Genomic DNA, 24,511 nt, shown 5'->3' on the forward strand with positions numbered 1-24,511 from the left:
AGTTTCGTCTCGGCCACATTGGTGTGGAGTTTTCAGAGACAGCCTGGCTTGATGCTGGCCACGCTGTCTCTCCAAGTTTGACTCGACCGACTCGCTGTCATACAGACAGGTCTGTATTTCTCAAGCCAAAAAGCGAATGCGAGAGGAGGTTACTGAGTCAGTTGCTTGCCGAGGAATTCTCGGATCAGCGAGGCGATCTGTGCGCCGTCTTCTTCAAGAGCAAAGTGGCCGGTATCGAGGAGGTGGAACTCAAGGTTCTTGAGGTCACGCGAGTAGGGATACGCCCCAGCGGCAGGAAAGATGAGGTCGTTCTTCCCCCAGACGATCAGAGTTGGCGGTTGGTGGTTGCGGAAATACTCCTGCCACTGCGGATACAGTGGTGGGTTGCTCCCGTAACTGAAGAAGAGGGCCAGTTGAATCTCTTGATTGCCAGGACGATCCAACAGCGGTTGAACGTGGCTCCATGTATCAGGGCTCACTGACTCGGTGTTCCGGACGCCCTGCAAGTACTGCCACTTAGTCGCATCAAGAGTCAGGAGAGCACGAAGTGAGTCGCCATTTTCTGGACTGCGGTCTTTCCAGTATGCTTTGAGCGGCTTCCAGAAGTCGTTGTCGATTCCTTCTTCGTAGGCATTGCCGTTTTGCACGATGAGCGTTTGCACACGTTCTGGGTGCTTGACGGCAAGGCGAAAACCGACAGGGGCACCGTAATCCATCAGGTAGATCGAATACTTCGTCAGGCCGAGTGCTTCGGTGAACTCTTCGACGACGTTGGCCAAGTTGTCAAACGTGTAGTCGAAGTCATCGGGAGAAGGAGCCGAACTGTAGCCGAAACCAAGATAATCAGGGGCGATCACATGATATGTATCAGCCAGCGCTGGAATCAGGTTTCGGAACATGTGTGAGGAAGTTGGGAAGCCGTGTAGCAGCAAAATCGTAGGAGCGTCCTGAGGTCCAGCTTCGCGATAGAAGATGTTCATTCCTTCGATCTCGACCGTGCGGTGCAAGACCTGCGTGGGGGAGACTCTGGGCTGACTTGCTCGTGAGAACGATCCCAGCGAAGTCACGGATGTCAATGCGATTGTGACGGCAATGGTCTTCAGAACATTCATGGTTCTTTCTCCTGAACGAAGGGTTGGTGAATCGAGTTCTCAAGGGTCCTGTGCTACTTGAGTTCGGCCAGTCGCTCGACGGCCTCACTGGTGCTCCACAGGTCGCTAGCGAGGAAGCGAAAATTGATGATCGCCGCTTCGTAACCGTCGTATCCGGGAATCTGTGCGGCAGCGGTGGCGTCTCCCACCACGACGACCTCGAATCCCTGTTCGATGAGGTGCCGAAGATGAGACTCAACACAGAGGTTGGCCGACATCCCAGCGAGAATGATTTGCTCGATGTGTTGCTTCCGAAGTTGGAGGACGAGGTCATTTGTTTGGGGGCCGAATACCTTGTGCGGGCTGCAAACGATGGTCTGGCCGTCGTTGATGAACGGCTTGTACTGGTCCAACCAATCGGCCCCTGACCCTTCGATTCCCTTGGGTTCGAGCGGCCCCGAACGGTCGAACATCTTGATGTTGTGCATCAACCGCTCCAGCGCTCCCTCGAATTTCCAGGTGTGGTCGTGGGGATCGTAGTAGTGCGGGCTGATGAACCGCGGGATGCCAAGTTCTTTGGCCTGCATGAACACATTGCCGATGTTCTCAACCGTGCCGTTGTCTCTGACGCTCTGGCCGACGACACCCCATGCCACTCCTTCCGGACTGAGAAAGTCGTTTTGTGGATCGGTGACGACTACGGCAACACGTCCCTTCCGAAGCGTGATTCCCGGTCGAGGAATGGCGGCATCCGGTCTTCGTCCCCGTCCGTAAACCACCGTTGGCCGCTCGTTGCGTCCGCTCGACATACTGGGTCTCCTTGATGTGTAGCAGTTTCAATACAGACAGGTCTGTATTGTTGCTCGAAAAAAAAGAAGCCTCTGGACTATCGTGTTGGTTGCGTTGCGATCAGTCGGATCGCAGCATCTCTTGCGACTTCAGCAGACTCAATTGACTGCTGCATGACCGCGGAGACAATCGCTCCTTCCACAAGCAAAGCGACGGCCGGAGCGACTGCTTCAGCAACCTTCTCCCCCCTTTCCTGAGTGATAATTTGCGTCAGCATCACGTGGAATCTCTTTTTATGGTCTGCGGAGAACTTTGAAGCGGCGTGCTCGGCATCGGCCAATTCGGCGCATGTATTGATGAACATGCAGCCCCGAAAGCCGGGGCTCTTGAACCACTCTTTCAGGGCAGCAAAGAATGCTTCCAGCCGATCCATCCCTGCTTCAAGGTGTCGACCCATCCACGTCTCGAACATGGCATCAAATTTTTCCTCTCGAAATTCCAGGACAGCCAGAATCAGATCGTCCTTCGAAGTGAAGTGATTGTATAGCGTCATCTTGGCCACGCCCGCCTCGGCGATGATCCGATCAATCCCCACCGTGCGAACGCCCTCGGCGTAGAACAACCGTTCGGCTGTTTCCACGATTCGTTGGCGGGCATCCGATTTCCTGGTTCGTGTCTGGCTCATGCACGAAATATACAGACCTGTCTGTTTCGAGTCAAGCTTCCGGACGCTGATTTCTCAGATTTCTTGGGGAGTGGTTTTGGGAATTGCTGGTGCTCATCGTCGACGTTGTCGGCCAGGATGGCGTCCATCGGCTGCACGATCGGTCATTGACCCGATGAGCGAGCTGGATTCGACCGAGTGGGAAACCAATCGAGGCGGCGCTCAGACCAAGGTTCAACGCTGGTCGGCGAGTGAATTGATGACAGAGCGTACGGACGAGCCAATCTGTTGGGGAGGGAGGATTTCGACTGCGGCACCGAGCTCGACCGCGGCGCGGGGCATTCCCCAGACGGTGCAGGTCTCGCGGTCCTGAGCGATGGTGTGCCACCCGAGTTCGCGCAGGGCGAGCAATCCGCGGGCCCCGTCTCTCCCCATCCCGGTCAGGACCACAGCCACTCCGGGTCGAACTCGACGCGCAGCCAGACTCTCGAAGAACACGTCGACACTCGGTCGGTAGGGTTGGGAGGCGGGCTCGGGGGTGATCGACAGCCGGCCAAGGTCGTCAAGTACGACGTGGTCGTCGGTCCCACTGACGAGAACCGTGCCGGGCGCGGGGCGATCCCCTTCACCAATGAGCCGGATGGGCATTCGAGCGTGCCCGGCCAGCCATTTGGTCAGTCCCGGCGCGAACGAGGCGTCGATGTGCTGAATGACCACGACGGTCGCCAACCAGTTGGCCGGCAGCGACTCGAGGACCTCGGCCAGAGCCTTCGGGCCGCCGGTCGAGGCCCCGATCACAACCATTGGCGGCAGATCGTCGATCGGTGTTCCGACGAGCGGAGTCCTGGCGGGCTCTTGCGAAGGCCGATGAGGAGTCTTGCTCTCGATCGCGGACCGACTACTGAGCTGGGCGAGCTGCGAGAGCTTGCGGACCAGATCCTCACTCCCGTTCACCACGCCTCCGGGGCCGAGGGCCGGTGTGTTTACCGCATCGAGCGCGCCGTGTCCCATTGCCTCGTAGACGCGGTCCATATTTCCGCTGACCGTTGCCGTCACGACCAAAATCGGGCAAGGGCTGGAGCGCATGATCAGGCGGGTCGCCTCGACCCCATCCATCCGGGGCATGATCAGGTCCATGAGCAAGGCATCGGGTCGGTCGGCCGCGGCGCGATCGACGGCCTCGATCCCGTCGGCAGCCGTCCAGGCGACCTCTGCGCCGGGAACCGCCCGCACCACGCGTCGCAGCGCCTCGGTCGCCAGTGGCGAGTCGTTCACGATGGCTACTTTCACCGTCGCACCGCCTCCCCGATCAGGTCGACGACGGTTGAAATAAACGTCTCGTCATGGAAACTTCCCTTGGTCAGGTAGGCGTCGGCGCCGGCTTCAAGGCCGCGGAGGCGATCCTCCGGACGGTCTTTGTAGGATACGATCACCACGGGGAGCCCACGCAGCCGAGGGTCGTCTCGGACGCGACGGACCAGCCCGATCCCGTCCAGCCTCGGCATGTCCACGTCGCTGACGATCAGATCATACCGCCCCTGCCGCAAGGCATTCCAGCCGTCCATTCCGTCAACCGCTGTGTCCACCTCGTACCCGTGGTTGGCCAGCAACTGCCGCTCCAGTTCGCGAACCGTGATGGAATCGTCCACCACCAGGACACGTTTCGAGGCCCGAGTCTTCGTTGCCGACGGGGATGAGTCGATGTCCGACGCTCCCAGCCGGAACCGATGGCCGTGCAATCTCGCGTCGATCGACCGGACGAGATCCTCGACGTCCAGGATCAGGACCGGCCAGCCATCATCGAGGACCGACGCCCCGGCCACGTCGGGGACTTTCCCCAGCCTCGGGTCGAGCGGTCGGATGTCCAGGTCGCGCTCCCCGATCAAGGAGTCGACCAGCATCCCAAACCGCTGCCCGCGGTCGGCGACCACGACGATCGGCGACCGCCCCTCGACACCCGACCACGCTGAGTCCTCGCTGAGCCCGAGCACCAGAGCGGCCGGAATCAGGCCGATCGGCTGGTCGTCGTCCACCCGGATGAACGGTCGACCTTCCAACTCTTCCAGGTCGTCGGGTGAGACGACCACGACCCGGTCGAGCCGGTTCAGCGGGACCGCATAGGGTTCTCCGTCAATTCTCACCAGCAGTGCCCGGATGACCGATCGGGTGATCGGCAGTCGGAGGTGAAACTGGGTGCCTTGCCCCAGCGTCGAGGTAGTTTGGAGGAGGCCGCCGACCGACTGCACCATGCTTTGTACGACGTCCAGCCCGACTCCTCGGCCGGAAAGTTCGGTTACTTGCCCCTTGGTCGAGAAGCCGGGAAGGAACAGGAACTCGAACAGCTCGGCGTCGGTCATCTGGGCCGCCATGGCCGCGCCGGCGAGTCCACGCTCAACGACCTTCGCGCGGAGCCGCTCGGGATCGAGCCCTCGGCCATCGTCTGAGACCGTGAGGTGCAGCATCCCGGCCTGGTGTCTCCCCTCCAGGAGGACCATCCCCTCGGCCGGCTTGCCGGTGGCGATGCGCTCCTCGGGCAATTCGAGCCCGTGGTCGAGTGCATTGCGGATCAGGTGATTTAGCGGCGCTTCCAGGCGGTCGAGGATGTCGCGGTCGACGCCGGTGCGTTCGCCCACGACCTCGAACCGCACCTTCTTGCCCAGTTGACGTGCCACGTCGCGGACCATCCGGGGGAAGCCGCGAACTCCGTCGGCCAGCGGCCGCATTCGGCTCTGGATCACCTCGTGGTGGAGCCGTTCGGCCAGTTGCTCGTTCCGCCGGGCGTAGCGTTCGAGCGACTCCATGACATGGTCCAGTTCGGCCAGGCAGCGATCGGCGACGTTGGAAGCCTGCCCCATCGCCTCGCGACGGCCGAGGTCTGCCCCGGTGTCTCTCCGTTGAAGCGCCCGAAGTGCCTCACACAGCCCGGCGTGGTGTCCCCGAACCGCCATCAACGCGTCGACGAGTGGCCGCAGTTGTCGGACCTCGACGAGCGCCTCGCCGGCCAGTCCCAGCAATTGCGTGAGACTCTCAGCCGCAACCCTCACAACAGCCTCTGGCGAGGCCACCGGGGCTGCCTTTGTTGTCGTTGGCTCGGCGGGGAGCGATGCCGCGGGCTCGGCGAGGAGCGATACCGCAGGCTCGGCCGGTGCAGAGGACGGTGAAGGTTCGGCCGGTCTGGCCTCCCGACCCTCGGCAAGGGCACGAAGCGCGGCCACGAGGTCATTGATTCGTTCCGCGTTCGATCGGTGCCACCCCTCGAACACCGTTTCGTCGAGTCCGCCGCACTCAGATAAGACATCGACGGCCTTCAAGCACGTATCAACCCCTGCGGACTGCAACGTGATTGCGCCGTGCTGTGCGGCGACCATGACGTCTTCGAGGGCGTGGGCGACGCGTTCGGCGGCGGCGAGTCCGACGATCCGCGCCGCACCCTTGAGCGAGTGCGCCGCTCGCATCATCGGCTCCAGGGCCGTCGGCTCAGCCCCCTCTCGGTCCAGCGCAACAAGGCCCTCGGAGAGCATCTGCACGTACACGTCCGCTTCCTGGCGAAACAATTCCAGGAGGGAGAGGTCGGCCAGAGACACCTCGGCCACCGCGGCTTCGGGCGGCTCGGGGGTGGGTTCGGGACCGTCTGTGGTCGTCGCCCCTGGGGCCTCCCTGGGGATGGTCGATCCGGAGGGATCGGCCGACGGCGAACGACCTTCGGCGACGCGACGCAACAGATCGGCCAGCCGATCCGCCTCCCCCGCCTGGGACTCGACCCACTCGGGCAGCTCCTCGTTCGAGGTGGAAGCGCAAGAGGCCAGCCAGTCCACCGCCGCGAGACCTGCGTCGACCTCGGGCGGGCCGAGCGTGATTGCGCCGTGCTGTGCGGCGACCATGACGTCTTCGAGGGCGTGGGCGACGCGTTCGGCGGCGGCGAGTCCGACGATCCGCGCCGCACCCTTGAGCGAGTGCGCCGCTCGCATCATCGGCTCCAAAGCGGCCGGATTCGAGCCTTCCTGCTCGATCGTCATCAGGCCCTTCGAGAGCGCATCGACGTACACATCCGCTTCCTGGCGGAACAGGTCGAGCAGCGTGACGTCGAGCCCGCCCCCGTCGCTCATCGGTCAAAGGCCTCCATCGCGTCAAGGAATCGGCTGGGATCGAGCACTCCAACGGTCTGATCCTGCCACCGGAAGGTCGCCTCGCAGTGACCTTCGGCACGTTCGACGGTTGACGGAAGCCCACGGAGTCGTTCGGCTGGCACAAGGTGCACACCGGCGACCTCGTCAGCCTCGAAGGCGACCCAGCCGGCGCCCCTGGCCCCTTCCGCCACCACGATGCGACGACCGTCTTCGGGCTCCCCGTGCGTTACCGTGGCCTCGATCGATAAGAGCCGGACGACATCGACGCAGGGTGACAACCGCCCCCGAATGTTGATGAGTCCTCGCAGCAGTCCCCCGACACGGTGCGGGACCCGATGGATCGGACGCGACTCGGTAACCTCGACGAGGGTCGACGTCGGGATCGCTAGCCAGCTTCGGGCCATGCGGAAGACCAGCAGCGAGGTGACGTCGCTTGACTCCTCGGCCTCTGGCTCGGCCAGAACCGCTGCCCACTCCTCCAGGTAGCCGGGAGGAGGGGGCCGATCGAACAGACGACGCGCTTCGTCGGCGAGCGATCGGGAATCGGCCTGCTGGGCCTGATCGTCCTCGCCCGAGCCGTGTCCGGTCATGATCCGTTCTCCCGTCGTGCCGCTCGATCGGCTCGTCGTCGGTAGTTCGCGGCGGCGACGCGGTCGCCCCGCGCATCGACCAGACCTGCCAGCGCGAGCAAGGCTTCGACGCGATCACCGTCGAGATAGACCGCGCGTCGATAGCACGCCTCGGCTCGATCCGCCCGACCTGCCGCCTGCTCAATCGAGCCCAGCAGCACATATGCCGACGGGTCTGATGGGGAGCGCGACACCAGGCGGCCGGCCATTGCCAACGCCGACTCCCATGCCCCCTGATTCGCCAGCTCGGAGACACGATCGACGGTCTCCGGCACCAAGGACTGTTCCTCGAAGCGTGTGGACAAGGGTCGAATCGAAGAATTCTGGGGCGTCTCGGTCGGGACTGTTCGTGACGATCGGGCAATCCCTGGTGCTGAACGGGGGCGGGGCGGTGCTCCCGCGCTATCAACCCGCTGTGGTGGCCGCGAGGGAGAGGGATTGCTTGCCTCAGGAAGGTCGGTCGATGCTCGGAGGAACGCGAACGCTCCCGGACTCCGCGAAAGCCGGAAGTCCGGGCCATGCAGCAGTCCTGCCTCGGCATGCCCCACGAAGAGGGTTCCTCCCGGCACGACGAGCTTTTTGAGAGCCGCAACGGCCCGGCGTTTCGCGTCGTCGTGGAAGTAGATCAGGAGATTCCGGCAAAACACCACATCCGATGTCCCGAGCACGTCCACCAGTTTGGGGTCGAGCAGGTTTCCCTGTCGCCACTCCACCAGGTCAATCGCGGGCGAGATGAGCCGCCAGGTTGTGCCGACCCGCTCGAAGTACCGATCCCGAACGGTCGTGTCGCTCCCCCGAAAGGAGTGTGCCCTGTAGATCCCAGACCGAGCCCGCTCCAGCTCGCGGCGGCTGACATCGACGGCAACCACCCGAAATCGGTCCGGCCGCAGCCCGGTCTCGAGGAGCGTGAGGACGACCGAGTACGGCTCCTCCCCTCCTGCACAAGGCACGCAAAGGATCCGCAGCGGAGGGCGAGACAGATCGTCTCGCCATCCAGGGGCAATGACCTCGGCGAGGTGCGTGAAGGGGAGCCGGTCGCGGAAGAACCAGCTCTCAGGGACCACAACCTCCTCAACCAGCGCCTGCCGCTCGTCCTCAAGGTTCGAAAGCGCTTCCGCGTAATCCCCCTTGCCCAGTCCGAGTGCCTTGCGTCGCGAGGCCACCGCCTGTGCGATCGGTCCTCGGCCGAGGGAATCGGGGTTTAGCCCGATCCGCTCTCCCAGCACCCGCTCGGCGGCGTCCAGGTCAGGATCGGACGCGGAGCCGCTCATTGCTGTTACTCCATCCCAGCCGCGGTCGCCTCGGCCGGATCATTCATCTCGCCATGGATGACCTCCTTGTCGACCACCTCGACCAGGAGCCGAGACGGGTCGATCAGCTGAACGAGCTGTCCGTCGATCCGGGCGACCGGGCCAAGGTAGCCGACTCGTTGAACCGGCGAGGCCAGGGTTGTCAGATCGATGGACGAGACGTGCGCAAGCTCGCTCACCCGCTCGGCCGCCAGACCGATCCGACGGCCATCATGGTCGGTGCCGAACAGAATGACCCGCGTACTCAGTCGGCCCTCGCACGGGAGGGCGTCGACCAGCCGGCCGAGGTCGACAACGGGCACGACCTCTCCGCGGTAGTTGAGCAGTCCTACAATCGCTGATGAGGCATAAGGTAGCCTCCGCAAAGCGACCCGGGGGACAACCTCCTCAACGAGCGATACGTCCACGCCGTAACGCTCTCCGCCGGCCTCGAACGTCAAGATCATCATGTTCCTTCGGCCTCTCCCCGCGTGATTGTTCGGTCGCCGTCACGCCCGCCCCGCGACCACTGCATTGCGATCGGACCGACCTGGGGAGACGTCGTCGCCGCCGGGAGATCCGGCCGCAACCGTTGAGGTCGCGGGCTCCAGCTTGAAAAACGCGATATCGTCCCTCAGGGCGCTCACTGCCTGACGGAGCCGCTCGGTCGCATCATTGAACTCGCGGATCGAGGCGGCCGACTGGCCGGCACCCTCGCTCAGGTGGACCATCGCCTCGCGAATTTGTTCGGCCCCGAGAGACTGGGCACGCATGCCGTCGGTCACTTGCTCGAACCGAGGGGTCAGGTCGCGGACCGCGTCGATGATCTGGCCGAGGCTACCGGCAACCCGGTTGACCTCCTCGACCCCCTGCCGCACCTGCTCGTGGAACTTGTCCATCTCCATCACGCCGGATGAGACGCTCTGCTGCATCTCCTTGACCATACGCTCGATGTCCAGGGTGGCCACTGCAGTCTGGTCGGCCAGACGACGAATCTCCCGGGCGACGACCAGGAAGCCCCGGCCATATTCACCAGCCTTCTCAGCCTCGATCGCCGCGTTGATCGAAAGCAGATTCGTCTGGTCGGCCACCTTGGTGATGGTCGTCACCACAAGGTTGATGTTGTTGGCTCGTTCGCTGATGACAGACAGCCGAGAGCTGATCGAGCCGGTCGACTCGGCCAGAATGCGCATCGAGCGATCCATGTTGACCAGCGCCTCGTGCCCCTCGGCGGCCATGGCGGCGGTGCCGGAGGCCACCTCGTTGACGTCGTTCATGGTGCCCAGCAGCTCCTGGCTGGTGGCGGTGATCTGCTTCACCGCCGCGGCAGCCTCGTTGGTCGATGCGCCATAGGCCTGGACTGTCTGTTCCTGCTGCCGAGACGCCGCCGAGATCGTCGTCGCGGTGCCGAGCAACTGCACACTGGATGACTTCATCCGGCCGATCAGCCCGCGAAGGTACTCGGACATCGTGCGGAAGGCGGCCAGGAGCTGCCCCGGCTCGCCGTCGGCGTACTGGTCGACCTGCCCAGTCAGATCACCCTCGGCGATCCGGCGGGCTACCTCGGCCGCCGCCCGGATCGGACGGGCCAGGCTGCCGGCGACGAGCAACGCCGCCGTCACCACCCCGAAGGCCGTCAGCCCGAGCAGGACGAACATCACCAGACGTTGATGGGCAATCAGTGCGAATGCCTCGTCCACATCCTGCTTGACGACCAGACCCCATCGATAGCTCGGCAGGTATCCCCAGGACGCCACGATGGGCTCGCCTCGATAGTCGATCGACTGGCCATACCCCCGCCTCGCCAGCACGGCCTCCTGCAGCGGCAAGGCGCGATCCGAGCCCAACTCCACCTGCTTGCTGACCCTCTGTTCCTTGCCGCCCGGCAGTTGAACCGTGGCTGTCTCAGCGTCCTCCGCCGTGGCGTGCCGGAGCGGCGAGACGATCGTCACCGTCCTGCCCCCCTCTGTCTCGCCAGGATGGTCGAGCGCCCCAACGAGGACCTCCCCAGTCTCTCCCAACCCGGTGTAATCGGAGAAGACGCGGAATACCTCGCTGTTCTCCAGTTGCAGGGCGAGGATACCGATCAGGCGGCCGTCTTCCCTCAGTAGTGGCGTCCCGACGAAAGCCAGGGGCTGATCCGTGCCGGGGTAGATCGCAAACGCAGAGAGGTCGGCCATCAAGAGTGTTCGCGTCCGGTCCACGAGTCGAGCGAGCGGCGTGTCGCGAAGCGGCCCAGCTCCCAATTCGGTCCCCGGGTCGGGCGCACCGTCCGAGCGCAGCAAGAGTCGGCCGTCGGTCGCGAAGACCAGGACCTCCGGGTAGCCGAGCGTCTCCATCGTGTACGACAACGTATTTTTGTACTGATCGGCCAGCTCACGGTATTCCGCCGAATCCATCCCCGCGAGATCGACGACCTCGGCGAGTCGGGTGGTCGCTTCAATGAACGCCGGCGCGCGTGCCAGCGAGGTGCCGTACCGGACACGGTCCCGGGCAAACTGCTCCAGATCGGCCGCACGGGCCGCCTGGATGACGCCCAGGTTTCGCTCCACCGTCTCGGCAATCGAGTGCGACGAGATCCGGTCCAGCAACAGCGTCAACGCCAGGCACGGTATCAGGGCGATTGCCAGAAACCAGAAGGTCAGCCGGCCGGCGATCGATCGCGGGATCAGCCGGGGGATCCGACTGGTGATCGCCTCCCTTGAGAACCAGCTCATCCGCCGACCTCCCCCGTCGTCTCGGCCGTCCCCGGGTCGGGTGTTTCCTCGATCCCTTGGGGGGGCTCTGTCCCTTCCGGGGTTGCCACCACGCCGGAAACAAACTCAATCGTTCCCGAGGGGTTGCTCCAGCGCTCCCCCCAGCCCGTGTAGAGGTCCCGCACCAGATCTTCCCAGGCCGACCTCGGCCGGAAGATCGGATAGGGGACCGGCCTCAGCGGGCGATCCGAGCCCCAGACGATTTCGAACTGACCATCCTCGGTCACTCGGCCGATTCGGGCCACCTTCCACGTGTGCTGAGTTTCCGGGTCGATGCTCACCACGCCCTCGGGTGCTTCAAGGCTCTGACGGCGCAAGGCACGTCGGACGTCCCTCGGGGTGACCCGGTCGGCTTCCTCGACCGCCTGAGCCCACAGTTTCACCCCGTCGTAGGCGGCTTCCATGGGGTCGCTCATTAACCGGGCGTTGCCGTATCGCGCTCGGAACGCTGAGACAAACGCACGGTTCGCCGGGCGGTCGATGCTCTGGAAATAGTTCCAGGACGCATATTGACCGGCAACCGACTCCAGGTCTCCCATCGCCTCGAGCTCCACCTCTGCAATACTGAACGATACCACGGGGATCGGCCGTCGCCCCCTCGTTGCCTCGGCAAGTGCTTCGAAGAACGGCAGATTTGCGGCGCCGTTGATCGTGTTGAAAATCACCTCCGGCTCGGCCGCCACGATCCTCTCGGCCAGATCGTCCATCGCCGTGGCGGTAAGCGGAACATAGGCCTCTCCCACCACTCGGCCCCCCCTGGCTGCGAGCTGGTCACGAATGATCGCGTTCGCCACCCTTGGGAAGATGTAGTCGGACCCAACGAGGTAGGACGCGTTCCCCAGGTGATCGAGACTCCAGGAGACGGCCGGGATGATCTGCTGGTTGGGCGCGGCGCCAAGGTAGACGATGTTCGGCGATTGCTCGCATCCCTCATACTGGACCGGGTAGAAGAGCAGGTGGTCGGCCTTCTCAACGATCGGCCGCACCGCCTTCCGGCTCGCTGAAGTCCAGCAGCCGAAGATCGCAGACACCTCCTCCTCCTCGATGAGGCGTGTGACCTCTCGGGCGAAGACAAGCTCGTCCGAAGCGCCGTCGGCGATCACCCAACGGATCGGTCGTCCGAGGACCCCTCCCTGCTCGTTCAACTGTTCCAGGGCCAGGACAGTGGCGTCGATCACTCCGCGCTCGCTGTCGGCCATCGGGCCGGTCTTCGAGTGCAGGATCCCAACGACGATCGGCTTGTTCCCCGACTCGATCACACCCGCCATCGTCAGGCCGCCGAAAACGGCCGCCGCCAGTACCAGCACGAGCAATAGCACCATCGCCCATCGCGTCGCCACTCGAGCCCCTCCGGCCGGATGTGCCGCTTTTGGTTCCAAGGCGCCCGCGGCCTCGCTCAGGACCGCCGAGGAATGATGTTCGGCCTCAATGTCTCTCGCGAGAAGGAGAATTCCTTCTGTTCCAAAGTAGCACTCGCTCCCCTCACCCGCAATTCGCCCCTCAGCAGATGCGGGTCGGCTCTCCAAGTCTCGAGGTCGAATCATTCCCGGGAAGGATCATCACGATCAGGATTCCGCGTCAAAGGCGGCGTTCGTCGAAGCCTGAGGATCATTCCTCGGTGGAGGACGTGATGGGAGCGTCGGTCGAGGCCAGCAGTGGGAGCGACGTGACGACACTCCGGGAGATCCCCCAACCCAGCGGGACCAGCACGAAGGCCCAGTAGATCACGAGACGTAGCGACGAACGACCAGATGCATTCTCGGGCATGATCCGCCTCCGGGAACACCCAGGGAATGGATTCCGATTCACGACGTGTTCGCAGGCGAATTGTGCGTGTGCTCGATTGATCTCCCCTCAACGGGGCGGACCAGTAGGTTGCAGACCAACCCGATCAGCAACAGGCCAGCCATCAGATACATCGTCAGATTGTACGCTTCGGCCCTGGGAACCCCCTGCTCGATCCGATAGGTCGAGAGATAATTGACCAACTGCGGCCCCAGGACGGCGGCCATCGACCAGGAGGTAATCAATCGTCCATGAATTGCCCCCAGATGCAGCGTTCCGAACAGATCGCGCAGATAGGCCGGGATGGTCGCAAATCCACCCCCGTACATCGAGATGATCAGGGCTGTCACAGCGACGAACAGCGCAACACTTCCGCTTTTTTGGGTCAAGGGGATCAGGGTGTACAGCACGGCTCCGAGCAAAAAGTAGACCCCGTAAATCGCCTTGCGCCCGGTCAGATCCGACAGTGACGACCACGCAAGCCGGCCTCCCATGTTGGCCAGACTCAACAGGCCGGCGAATCCACCACCAACCGCTGCGCTGACTGCAAACATGTCCTGACACATCAACGACGCTTGCCCAAGAATGCCGATGCCTGCCGTCACGTTCAGGCAAAGCACCATCCAGAGCAGCCAGAACTGTCGGGTCCTCCAGGCACGCTCTACGGGGAGGTCTGAGCGAGCCATCATGCTCTTGCGCCGGATCTCCGGATCGTAACCGTTCGGAAGCCACCCCGACGCCGGAACCCGGACCGTGACGGCTCCGAAGACCATGTAGGCAAAGTAGACCGTTCCCATCACCAGGAACGCCTCCTTGACTCCCACCGAGGTCCCCGACGCGAAGGAATCCATCAACGTGACCCCAAGCGGGGCACCAATCAACGCTCCCCCACCGAAACCCATGATCGCCAGGCCCGTCGCCATTCCGGGACGGTCGGGGAACCATCGGACGAGCGTCGAGACGGGAGCGATGTAGCCGAGTCCCAGGCCGAGGCCCCCAATCACCCCATACCCCAGATACAGCAATCCAATGCTGTGCCACTCCACCGCCAGTGCCGATAGCCAGAGGCCCCCGCAAAAGCAACAGGCCGCGGCGAACATCGTTTTTCTCGGCCCGGCCCGTTCGACCCATCGACCGAGGATCGCCGCCGACAGGCCGAGCATGACCAGCGCGATCGAGTAGGCCCAGCCGACCTGCGGAATCGTCCAGTCCTTGTTCGGAATTGGCTGATCAATCCCCAGAACGCGGGTCAAGGGCTCATTAAAGACGCTAAATCCATACACTTGCCCAATGCAAAGATGCACGGCCAGGGCAGCCGGCGGGATGAGCCATCGGTTGTATCCCTCAGGAGCAACCGTACGCTCGCGATCAAGGAAGCGAAGACGGGGCATAAAATCAGCCGGTTCGAGTACTGGCCGGACGATCGCCGACCGACCCCGGAGGCGTCCCCGGGGGATTCGTCGGAGAGCATCGTGCGGCCAGAAGCCGGTCGACAGCCTACCCGAGTGGTCGGGACGATTCCAAGGCCCGATGAGCGTCCCTTCGGGTTGGTTCAAATGGAACTCATGAGCAATCGAACAGGCGCCTCGCCCTGAATGTGCTCAGGGGAAGACTCGGGTTCCGACGGCCGTATTCAAGCGGAACATCGACCGGCGGTGACGGACCAAAGCATCGAGGTACTGGCGAGCGATGTCTCCAAAGGCCCGTTGCGCTTCGATCCGGGAAATAGGATCCGGCTCCTCCGGGCCACGCTGCGCGAGGCTCAGTTCCAGGTTTTCTTGAGCCGCGGGCAATGTCTCCTCTTGAAGTCGCTTGATGGTGGCGAGGGTCACCGAATAGGCCGCCTCGGCCCGCTGGACTTCCAGAATGATCTGGCGTTCGAGATTCTCCAGTTGGGTCTGCGTCTGCACGACCGTATGCTGAGCCCGGGCGATGTTCCCCTGGTTTCGATTGAAGACGGGCACAGGGATCGTCACCCCCATCGCCCAGGAGGTCGAAAGCCGCTCGCCGGGCAGCAACGGTTCCTGCGCCGTGAACGGTTGATAGACCAAAAACAGATCGTCCACCCGATTGGCCCGAGCCAGGCGAACCTCAGACTGAGCTCGGTGGACTCCAAGGCGGAACGCGGCGAGATCCGGGCGGATCGCCTTGGCTTGCTCGATGAGAAACTCAATGGGCGGAGACGGGAGATCAAGCCCTCGAAGCGTTCCCTGAATCGGGAAGGTCTCGGCATCTTCGAAGGGGATAAGCAACAGTGCGGCGAGGGTCCGCTTGGCATCGTCATAGGTTTCGAGCGCTTCCAGGAGCGTCAGATCGGTGCTGTCGATAAGGATCTCGATGTTGTTGAACTCGGTCCTGCTCAAGGTCCCTTCGCGAACTCGTTGCTCGGTGATCCGCTTCTGGTTTTCCAGGCTGTCCAGGCCCGCCTTCAAAAATTGAATCGTCGCCTGCGCGGCCAACACGTCGATCCAGGCGGTATAGAGATTGTCGATTTGCAGTCGTACGGCGTCCTGGTAGAGCGCTTCGGTCACTTCCTGGGCCCGAGTGGCGACCTCAATGCGACGTTTCCGTTTGCCATTGAGGTCGATTGGCAGGGTGATGTTCAAATCGTACTGGGTGGGACCACCCGCGCTATCATCGAAATTTCCATAGGGGATCAACGCGGCGTCGGTGTAAATCAAGGGATTTCCACGGAGTCCAGCCGTGAGAACATCAGCCCGAGCCTTCGAAATTTCCATCGCCTGAGCCCGCAGCTCAAGATTGAGTACCAGAAGCCGGTCGATGGCCTGATCAATTGTTAAGCCATTTGGCGGGCCTTCCAGTTCTTCGAGCGGTGCGGTGCCGAGTTGCCCGCCGATCGGCAGGGCCGACTCAACGAGCGGCGTGCTCGTCTCGATTCCAAGCCCTTCTTGCAGGCCAAACGGTTCCGGGGGTTGGGTGATCCCTCGTGGCACCCGAGGGTAACTCGGCCCGGGACCAACTGGAATGACCTGCTCGATCCCGCTCGATCCCCCCAGATCCACCGTCCCGCTCACCCCCGGCGCATCTCCCAACGCTGACGAAGTCGGATCGCCAGGCGTCACGGGGGGAAACGAACGCCCGGATTCCTGGCCCAGGCACTCAAGCCCCACCAGTGTCACCGCACCCGCCAGCAGACCCAGAGTACGAATCCGGACCAGACCGAATTTCATCGCGTCCCTCACGTTCCGATCCAGGACCGAGTTCTGGCCACGGAGATCGACGAAGCAGTCCGAGCTGCTCGATCGCTCCAACCTTACTTATCGGGCGACCCCCGAGGATTGGCTTCACTCCTTTCAGAGAACAGTTCGGCGAGCGTCTCCCAATCGGCAAAGGGAGAGCAACACGCTTGTTTCGTCGTAAACAATACGAGGACAAATGGTTCCGAGACTTCGCGCTCCCTTCAGGCAGGACGGTGGCTCGGTGGTCCTCGGAATGAGCGAGGAACTCGTGGTAGCGCAGTTGTTCTCAGCCGGCGTGTTGAAATTTCGGATCATCCGATCGCTTCGATTGCATGGAGAAAGAGCTCCACCTGATCTGGATGGACGACATCCCTTTTCTGGGACGGAGCGGTTCTCGTCGGGGACGGATCACTGGTTTTGTTGCAGCGATTTTCCCGAATGTGAGACGGAACTCGTTTGCTGGCGAGCCTTTCCAAAATTGAACGGTCGGTCATCAAGAGATGCCTGGGGTCGGGCGGATCACGGACGGAAGCCACCAATGATGGAGATGGCTCTCCATTATCATTTCGTCATCCTGCTTGCGTTTCTGAGACGAAGCGGTTTTAATCAAAATACCCTAGGCAATTCTTCAGCAGCATTTTTTCTGAATCGGGGCTCGTCCCGGGTTCGGGATTCACGTCTCACGCTGTCCTGAGGTTACCGAGGGAACGCCCGGGGTCGGGCGGATCGCGGGGCGGAAGCCACCACAATGGACATGGATCTCCATGCCATTGCGACCATCGGCTTGGCTTGCCAGAAAGGACTCGTTCGAATCGGGGATTTTCTTGGCGAGCATTCGCTTCGCCGTTGTGTTCTCGAAGTTTTTCTTCTTCAGAGGCTCGATGATGAAACCATTCCGATGGTCGTTGGTCGCGTCTGTGTGCGCGGCGATCGCAATGTCCTTCGGTTGCAACGACGGCAACCAGGGGACGTTTGAGGAGGCCACGTCTGGCGCGGCTGAGACGACGTATAACCCCGACGCACCCTCGACGTACGATCAGTACCAGCAGCAGGGTGGCATGGCAAGCGATGTGCCCTCCGGGTATCCGGGGTCCCAGTGAGCCTCTCACGCTCGATGACTCCTCTTTGCTTCGGCTCGTTCATCGAACCTTACACCGGGCCAATTTGCAACGTGTTGTGATTGGTGTTGGATAAAGTTCGGTCCTTCGGGATTCAGGAGGATGGCCTTCTCATCTCGGACCCGCCCGCCCGAGAACAATCCTTGATCGGGGAATCGTCTGCCAGCCGATTCCCGAAACCGCGGAGAAACCGCGGGGGCTGTCCGTCGTGGCCAGCCTCGAACGAGAGCATCATGTCTCTTCCGTTCGTAATCCAAGTTCACGTCATCGGCACCATTTTCATTGATTCGATTCGAGGGTCTACCGTAATGAGGAATATGCGACGCGGCTTCACGCTGATCGAATTACTCGTCGTGATCGCGATTATCGGCGTGCTCATCGCCTTGCTTCTGCCTGCGGTTCAGTCAGCCCGAGAGGCGGCCCGCCGGGCACAATGCACCAATAATCTCAAACAGATCTCCCTGGCCTACGCCAATTACCAAAGCTCGAACGGGGCTTATCCCCCTGTTCAGGTCGACCAGATTCGCCAGGGCGACTGCAACGCTGCGGTTGCGGCTCGGACCAACTGCCAGTGGCAGAATCAGTCAATCCACTGCCGCCTGTTGCCGTTCCTGGAACAGCAGGCGGCCTTCAATGCCATCAACTGGGATCTCGGCGTGCGCTGGGGTCCGCTCCAGGGCTCGGACAACGACATGTATGTCCTGCCTCATCAAACGGTCATCACGACCACGATCAATTCCTTCCTCTGCCCGTCCGACGGCAACCCGGGCGTCACGGGCACATATCTCGGCAACCGGATTGCCGCGACCAACTATGCGGCCAACATGGGCATGAATCGCCGTTATACGGGCTGGAATCCGAACGGCCCGCACTACGTGGCGGCGAACAACTGGGATGCCAACATCATTGAGGTCGTCGACCCGTCCACGTACGTCGACGGCACCTCCAACACCGTTGTCTTCAGCGAGTGGGTCAAGGGGACCGGCCGCGACCCGAACGGCTCTCCGGCCGACCTGGGCATGGTCTTCCGCTCGCCGGCCGGCTTCGGCCAGCAGGATTTCCTCAGCGTGGCCCAGTCCGACGGCCCGCTGGCAGCCTACCTGGCCCACTCTCAGGCGTGCCAGACCGTGGGTACTCAGCGAAACTGGTCCTGGAAGGGCGAGTGGTGGGTCCTCGGCCACGCCGGCTCGACCGTCTACAGCCACATCAACACCCCGAATCGCCGGGCGTGCAACTTCGGCGGCGGTGTTGACCGTCGCGCCATGGACACGATGATCGGGGCTAGTTCCCGGCACCCGGGGGGCGTGAACGTCGGCCTGGCGGACGGCTCGGTCCGGTTCGTCAAGGACACCATCAACCCCTTCACCTGGTACTCGGTCGCCACTCCTGACGGTGGCGAGGTTGTCAGCGCCGATCAGTGGTGATCGTTCGCCGATGATCGCAGGGATGGTCTGGACCGAAACGGACCAGACCATCCCTGTGTTGACCATACAATGCCTGCTGTCGGCCTCACTCTGCATGGATACGCGGGCCCGTGGTCTTGGATTGGAGCATCGAGCGATCGCACACATGAGTGTCATCTCCCCGATTCTTCGCATCGTGCTCCTCCTCGCTCTGGCGGCTGGAACGTTCTGGCATGCCTCCAACCGGGTCGCACTCCGAGAGGCGAGACAGGCCGAGGGTCGGGGGAATGATGTCGAGGCAGTGCGCCGGGCATGGGACCACCTGGAAGAAATTCCCTGGAGCCAAGAAGCCTCGTTGATTGCCGCGCGGGGCCTGAGCCGCCTCGATTTCGCTGCACTGGCCGAGCCGTACTACCAACGGGCGAGTCAGCTCGACCTGGACGACTTGCACGTCCGAGCCTTTGGCCTGACCCGGGCCAACCAGCGCGAGCAGGCCATCGAGGCGTACCTTGACATTCTCAATCGCCGGCCCGACGACGTGCTCGCGTTGCGTCGATTGGGGGGCATCTACATTTCACAAATCCGCTATCAGGACGCCCTTGAGGTGGCCCGGCGGTTGGAGCAGATTCCCGAAGGAACCGTCATCGGCCTCTCGCTGGCCGGGACCTGCCTGCACCTGATGCCCGACCCCGATTACGAGCAGGCCGTCGACGCCTTCGACCGGGCCTTCGCAGAGGACCCGGGGCTCGAGCAGGTTCCCCTGCCTGCCAAGCTTTACTGGTCGTACCTCTCGGCCGCCCTGCTGAAGCTGGGCCGGGCTGAGCGTGCGGTCGAGACGATTGGCCGAGCCCTGGCCGATGGCGAGGATGCAGACCTTCTCACCATGCTCGGCGACGCCTATCATCAACAAGGGCTCCTCGACGCGGCTCGGGACGCCTGGACCCGGGCAGCCCGGGTCGATCCTCGGGCCTCGATCGCCTGGTTGAAACTGGGGCAGCTTGCGCTCGAACAGGGGGATCCGAGCGGGGCGATCCCCCCCTTGGAGCGGGCGGCCGAGTTGATCCCTTCGTCTTATGAGCCCTTCTATAACCTCGCCCTGGCCTCTCGCCGCCTGGGCCTCGACACCGAGGCCGATCGTTATCAGGAACAAGCCGATCGCCTCCGCAACGATGCGCCGCCCAAAACAACGATGGGGATGATGCCCGATCGGGACCATGAGCAGTGAGCGATTCATGAGCACTGAGCGAGCGATCGCCGTCCGGCTCACCGGCCTCGCTACCTTGATCTCGGCGGCCCTTGCCGCGAGCCTGACCGGTTGCAGCGGTGAGCCGGCTCCGGAGTCGCTCGTCTCCGCGGCGACCGCCGACCGCGGCCGATTGCCGGCCGAGCCGACCCCGGCAGCACGACCGGAACCAACGTCGCAATCCCGCCCGGAGCCCAGGACGATCTGGTTCCGCGATGCCTCAGAGTCATCCGGCATCGACTTCGTCCACACCAGTGGCGACGACGAAAAGAAGTACTTCCCTACCGCCAACGGCAGCGGCGTGGCCATGCTCGACTTCGATGGCGACGGTCTTCTCGACCTCTACTTCGCCTCGACCCGTGAGTTACCGCTCGACTCCCCCTCCAATGCGATGGGGAACCGGCTCTATCGGAACCTCGGCGATGGACGGTTTGAGGACGCCTCGGACGCGGCGGGCGTCGCCTTCCGGGGGTTCTGCCACGGCGTCGTGTCCGGCGACTTCGACGGTGACGGCACCCCCGACCTCTACCTCGCGAACCTCGGGCCGAACGTCCTTTACCTGAACAACGGCGATGGCACCTTCCGCAACGCCAGTGATGGCTCTGGTGCTAACCTCGATGGTTGGCATTCAGGCGCCGCCCCGCTCGACTTCGACAACGACGGCCACCTTGATCTCTACGTAACCCGCTATGGCCGCTGGACCGATCAAGACGCCGAGACCTTCTGTGGTGACCGGGCCAAAGGGGTACGCACCTATTGCTCTCCCTTGACGATCGTCACCGATCGGGACTTCCTGCTCCGCAACCGGGGTGACGGCACGTTCGAAGACGTGACCGAGTCGGCCGGCATCCTCCGGACAGACGGCCGGGGCCTCGGCGTGGTCTCCGCCGATCTGAACGGCGACACCCTGACCGACCTGTACGTCGCCAACGATCTCAGTCCCAACTTCCTGTTCCTCAATCGGGGAGACGGGACGTTCGACGACGTCGGAGAAGACTCCGGCGCCGCCCGATCCGGCTCAGGGGTGAACCAGGCCGGCATGGGCGTCGATGCCGAAGATCTCGACGGCGATGGGCTGCCCGAACTGTTCGTCACCAACTTCCGGGGGGAGCACAACACGCTCTACCGGAACTTCTCCGGCACCCATTTTCAGGATTCAAGCGCCGCGGCGGGCATCTACGCCGACAGCCTCCCCGAAGTGAGCTGGGCCTGCGCCCTGGCGGACTTCGACAACGACGGCGAGCCCGACATGTTCGTCCTCAGCGGGCATGTGGACAATAACCTCGCGCAGCTCGGCCGCAACGAGCCACACGCCCAGCCGACGAAGGTCTGGCGCAATCAAGGGAACGCGAAATACCGACAGGTGGGCGACCCCGGCCCCTACTTCGCCGAGCCCCACGTTGGCCGGGGAGCCGCCTTCGGCGACCTCGATAACGACGGCGATCTCGATGTCGTCGTCAATCTCATGAACCGGGGACCGGCCATTCTGATCAACGAATCAGTTCGGGGGAACTGGATTGGTCTGGAACTCATCGGCTCGACCTCGAACCGATCCGCGATTGGAGCGGCGGCAGCAATTCACCTGGGGGATCGTGTCCTGCACCGCCAGGTCAAAGGCGGGGGTAGCTACCTCTCCTCAAACGACCACCGAATCCTTGCCGGAATCGGTGATGCCGAGCAGGTTGACCGCGTTGTCGTTCGATGGCCTGGCGGCGGCGAGACGGTCCTGGAGACGCTGGAGGCCGGGCGTTTTCACCGGATCGTCGAGGGCCAACCGGACGATGCCCCGGCCGAGGACCCGGAGCCGACCCCATGAGGCCCGTTGTCACAAAGCTTCTGCTCGGGGCCGCCTGGCTGGTGACAATCGGCGGGGCGATCGCCAGCATCTGGGCGATGACGCGATCGGCCCCCGACCTGGCCCCGGCCATTGTCTCCTACGAGGCCGGTCGGCTGAAGGAGGCCGAGGCGAAACTCCGAGGCTACCTCCAGTCCCGCCCTCAAGACCCGATCGCCCGGCTGCTTCTCGCCCGGAGCCTGCTTCACGGAGAAGACCCGAGACCCCAGGAGGCCCTCGACGCGATCGGGGGAATTGAGGACGTCGAGCCGGCCACAAGGGCCGAGGTTCTATTGGTCGAGGGGGAAGCCCTGGCGCAGCTCCAGCGGCTCGACGAGGCGGAAGCGGCCTGGCTGCAGGCGTTGGAGGTCGACCCGCAGGTGGCTGAGGTCGGCTGGCACCTGCTGTCGATCTATTACATCCAGGGGCGGCAAGACGACGCCCGACAGCTGGCGCTTCGCCTGCACCCGATCGAGCCCGACCCCGACGATCGGGTCAATTATCTGGTCGAACTCGCTCGGTGGGATGTGGAGCCGCCGGCGCCAGGTTCGATTCTCGCGATCTTCGAGCCCATCGTCCGTGAGAATCCCATGGACCGGCGCTCGGCCGCCGCGCTTGGCCTGGCCTTGATCTCCGAGGGCCGCATCGACGAGGGGTTGAGTCATCTCCGACGCATCGCCGAGGCGAACCCGGACGACCTGTCGACCCGGTCGGGCTTGCTCGAAGGGCTCGCCAGGGCCGGACTGACCGACGAGCTGGCCGAGGCCCTCGATCGGTTGCCCGAAGCGGATCGGGACGACCCGAGCGTCGCCCGTTATTGGGGGCAGGTGGCTCAGGACCAGGGGGATTGGGCGACTGCGGTCGAGGCGTACCGGCGAGCATTAGACATCTTCCCCGGCGACCGGGAAGTCTCCTACCGGCTTCAGCAAGTCCTCCGACTCGCCGGTCAGCCGGCCGAGGCCGAGGCCTTGGCCGCGTTTGTCGAGTCGGCCGGTGAGGCCGAGGACCAGCTCCGATCGCTCTACCTGGAGGTTTCCCCCCGAGACGACCTGGGGAGCCGCCCCGATCCAGACCTCTACCGACGCTTCGCCGACCTGAGAGCGAGGATGGGGCGTCGGGAGGAAGCCCTTGCCTGGTATCAACTTGTGCTGAAGACCGTCCCCAACGACGCCGAGGCTCGCGACGCCCTCGACCGATTCGACACCCTGGGCGATGCCGACTCCTGACCCGACCACCACTCACCTCTCCTGGCGTGGCGACTCTCCCCGATTGAAGGCATCTCAGGGATGCTCAACCTCATGGCCCAAAGTCCCCCTCGGATCGATCCGGAACCGAAGACCACTGCCAACCGTCTCGGCCCGTGGCGCCGTGTTGGCAGAACACTCCGCCTGGGCTTCTGGCCGCTCGTGCTGGTCCTGATCGTCCTGAACGCCTGGTGGTTCTGGCGCGACCGTCCCTTCCGAATGGACGAGATCCGGCAAGCGGTGCAACGGGAACGCTTCGACGAGGCCGGCGATCTGCTTCAAACCCACCTTGCCCGATCGCCCTACGACGCCGAGGCCCGGATCATGCTCGCCCGGGTCAAGGCGGCCCGCGGCGACCTGCTCGGTTGCGTGACCGAACTCGGCCGGGTGCCGCCCTGGGACCCGAACAAGCCCGAAGCGCTCTATCGGGAGGGCCAGGCCGCCCTCCAGGCCGATCGGGCCGACCTCGCCGAGGCAGCCTGGTTGGCCTGTGTCCAGGACGACCCCCTCCACCCCACCCCTCCCGAACTGCACAGCGACGCCGGCCTTGAGTTGATCAAGCTCTACATCCTTGAAGGTCGCCAGGTCGAGGCCGAGGCCTTCATTTGGGACGAATACGAGCTCGCCGATTGGGTGGACCGCCCGACCCTTCTGAGCATGCGGATCCGCCTTGAACTCGAACGGATCAATCCTACGGACGTCGCCAAAACACTTGCCCGATACGTCGACGCCGCTCCCGACGACTGGAACGCCCGGCTCGGCCTGGCCCGCGCCCTGGAGACGCTCGGTCGCCCGGCCGAGGCCGATCGGCATCTCCAGACTACTCTGGAACAACGACCGAACGAGCCGAGGGTCTGGGGAACTCTGCTCGAAATCCTCGCTGAACGAGGAGACGAGGAGAGCCTCCGCAAGACCATCGCCCGCATCCCCGCTGAGGTTGAGGACGACGTGAGAATCTGGCTCCACCGCGGTTCGGTCCTTGAACGGGAGGGGGACCTTTCCCAGGCTGCCGACTCCTACGCCGAGGCGATCCGAATCGACCCGAACGGTGCCTCGGGCCACTACCGCCTCGGTCAACTCCTGAATCGCCTCGGCCGACACGACGAGGCGGAGGAACACCTCGCTCGGAACCGAACGATCCAGCAGGCCCGCTCTGACCTCCGCGACGCCTACTCCGAATTTCTCCTCGCCTTCAACCTCCTGCTCCCCCAGGCAGGAGAGACGGTCCCCGAACGTCCCCAGGCCGCTGAGAATCTCGCGGTGATCTGCGAGACACTTGGCATGCAGCGGGCCGCCGAGGAACTTCGTGAACTCGCCTGGCGCATGTCATGAGCACGGC

The 24,511-nt window shown here is 63.4% G+C and carries 19 protein-coding genes; 6 read left to right on the forward strand and 13 right to left on the reverse strand.

From position 1 onward, the window contains the following. Positions 1-149: 149 nt before the first annotated feature. From HG800_RS07715 to HG800_RS07775, 13 genes are all read right to left on the reverse strand, one after another. Positions 150-1,112: an alpha/beta fold hydrolase gene (locus HG800_RS07715; RefSeq protein ID WP_169975511.1), complete on the reverse strand. Its 963-nt coding sequence runs from the start codon at positions 1,110-1,112 to the stop codon at positions 150-152. Between the two features lie 53 nt (positions 1,113-1,165). Then, the gene (locus HG800_RS07720) at positions 1,166-1,900 is read right to left on the reverse strand and encodes a cysteine hydrolase (RefSeq protein WP_169975512.1); all 735 of its coding nucleotides are present in this window, start codon (positions 1,898-1,900) and stop codon (positions 1,166-1,168) included. A 77-nt stretch (positions 1,901-1,977) separates the two neighbouring features. Continuing rightward, positions 1,978-2,565, reverse strand: coding sequence for a TetR/AcrR family transcriptional regulator (locus HG800_RS07725; RefSeq protein ID WP_169975513.1), 588 nt, complete (start codon positions 2,563-2,565; stop codon positions 1,978-1,980). Positions 2,566-2,778: 213 nt separating this feature from the next. Continuing rightward, positions 2,779-3,834: a chemotaxis-specific protein-glutamate methyltransferase CheB gene (cheB, locus tag HG800_RS07730; RefSeq protein ID WP_169975514.1), complete on the reverse strand. Its 1,056-nt coding sequence runs from the start codon at positions 3,832-3,834 to the stop codon at positions 2,779-2,781. Beyond that, positions 3,831-6,650 carry a hybrid sensor histidine kinase/response regulator gene (locus HG800_RS07735; protein WP_206352172.1) on the reverse strand — a complete coding sequence of 940 codons (2,820 nt, stop codon included), beginning with the start codon at positions 6,648-6,650 and terminating at the stop codon, positions 3,831-3,833. Before HG800_RS07735 ends, cheB begins: the two co-directional genes overlap by 4 nt. After that, complete coding sequence (locus tag HG800_RS07740; protein ID WP_169975515.1) at positions 6,647-7,261, reverse strand: chemotaxis protein CheW; 615 nt, start codon at positions 7,259-7,261, stop codon at positions 6,647-6,649. Before HG800_RS07740 ends, HG800_RS07735 begins: the two co-directional genes overlap by 4 nt. After that, complete coding sequence (locus HG800_RS07745) at positions 7,258-8,571, reverse strand: CheR family methyltransferase (protein WP_169975516.1); 1,314 nt, start codon at positions 8,569-8,571, stop codon at positions 7,258-7,260. Before HG800_RS07745 ends, HG800_RS07740 begins: the two co-directional genes overlap by 4 nt. Positions 8,572-8,576: 5 nt before the next feature. Further along, a complete protein-coding gene (locus HG800_RS07750; protein WP_169975517.1) occupies positions 8,577-9,059 on the reverse strand; it encodes a chemotaxis protein CheW in 483 nt (160 codons plus the stop codon). Between the two features lie 39 nt (positions 9,060-9,098). Then, positions 9,099-11,306 (reverse strand): methyl-accepting chemotaxis protein, encoded by a 2,208-nt coding sequence (locus tag HG800_RS07755; RefSeq protein ID WP_206352173.1) that lies wholly within the window; start codon positions 11,304-11,306, stop codon positions 9,099-9,101. Then, the gene (locus tag HG800_RS07760) at positions 11,303-12,685 is read right to left on the reverse strand and encodes an urea ABC transporter substrate-binding protein (RefSeq protein WP_169975518.1); all 1,383 of its coding nucleotides are present in this window, start codon (positions 12,683-12,685) and stop codon (positions 11,303-11,305) included. Before HG800_RS07760 ends, HG800_RS07755 begins: the two co-directional genes overlap by 4 nt. A gap of 268 nt (positions 12,686-12,953) precedes the next feature. Then, positions 12,954-13,112, reverse strand: a complete 159-nt coding sequence (locus HG800_RS07765; RefSeq protein ID WP_169975519.1) for an MFS transporter small subunit — start codon at positions 13,110-13,112, stop codon at positions 12,954-12,956. 38 nt (positions 13,113-13,150) lie between these two features. After that, on the reverse strand, positions 13,151-14,521 hold the full coding sequence (locus tag HG800_RS07770) for an L-lactate MFS transporter (RefSeq protein WP_169975520.1): 1,371 nt from the start codon (positions 14,519-14,521) through the stop codon (positions 13,151-13,153). Positions 14,522-14,731: 210 nt separating this feature from the next. After that, positions 14,732-16,321 carry a TolC family protein gene (locus HG800_RS07775; protein WP_169975521.1) on the reverse strand — a complete coding sequence of 530 codons (1,590 nt, stop codon included), beginning with the start codon at positions 16,319-16,321 and terminating at the stop codon, positions 14,732-14,734. 890 nt (positions 16,322-17,211) lie between these two features. Between HG800_RS07775 and HG800_RS07780 the strand changes: the two genes are divergently transcribed. The 6 genes from HG800_RS07780 to HG800_RS07805 all read left to right on the forward strand — a co-directional run bounded on the left by HG800_RS07780 (position 17,212) and on the right by HG800_RS07805 (position 24,504). Continuing rightward, positions 17,212-17,430 carry a hypothetical protein gene (locus HG800_RS07780; RefSeq protein WP_169975522.1) on the forward strand — a complete coding sequence of 73 codons (219 nt, stop codon included), beginning with the start codon at positions 17,212-17,214 and terminating at the stop codon, positions 17,428-17,430. Between the two features lie 251 nt (positions 17,431-17,681). Beyond that, positions 17,682-18,872 carry a DUF1559 domain-containing protein gene (locus HG800_RS07785; RefSeq protein WP_169975523.1) on the forward strand — a complete coding sequence of 397 codons (1,191 nt, stop codon included), beginning with the start codon at positions 17,682-17,684 and terminating at the stop codon, positions 18,870-18,872. 145 nt (positions 18,873-19,017) lie between these two features. Further along, entirely contained in the window at positions 19,018-20,076 is a 1,059-nt protein-coding gene (locus HG800_RS07790) for a tetratricopeptide repeat protein (protein ID WP_169975524.1), read from the forward strand. 7 nt (positions 20,077-20,083) lie between these two features. Then, a complete protein-coding gene (locus HG800_RS07795) occupies positions 20,084-21,910 on the forward strand; it encodes a CRTAC1 family protein (RefSeq protein WP_169975525.1) in 1,827 nt (608 codons plus the stop codon). Continuing rightward, positions 21,907-23,154 carry a tetratricopeptide repeat protein gene (locus HG800_RS07800; protein ID WP_169975527.1) on the forward strand — a complete coding sequence of 416 codons (1,248 nt, stop codon included), beginning with the start codon at positions 21,907-21,909 and terminating at the stop codon, positions 23,152-23,154. Before HG800_RS07795 ends, HG800_RS07800 begins: the two co-directional genes overlap by 4 nt. A gap of 72 nt (positions 23,155-23,226) precedes the next feature. Beyond that, positions 23,227-24,504, forward strand: coding sequence for a tetratricopeptide repeat protein (locus HG800_RS07805; protein ID WP_169975529.1), 1,278 nt, complete (start codon positions 23,227-23,229; stop codon positions 24,502-24,504). Positions 24,505-24,511: the final 7 nt, after the last annotated feature.

Source organism: Tautonia rosea (assembly GCF_012958305.1).
In the GTDB taxonomy this organism is placed as follows: domain Bacteria; phylum Planctomycetota; class Planctomycetia; order Isosphaerales; family Isosphaeraceae; genus Tautonia; species Tautonia rosea.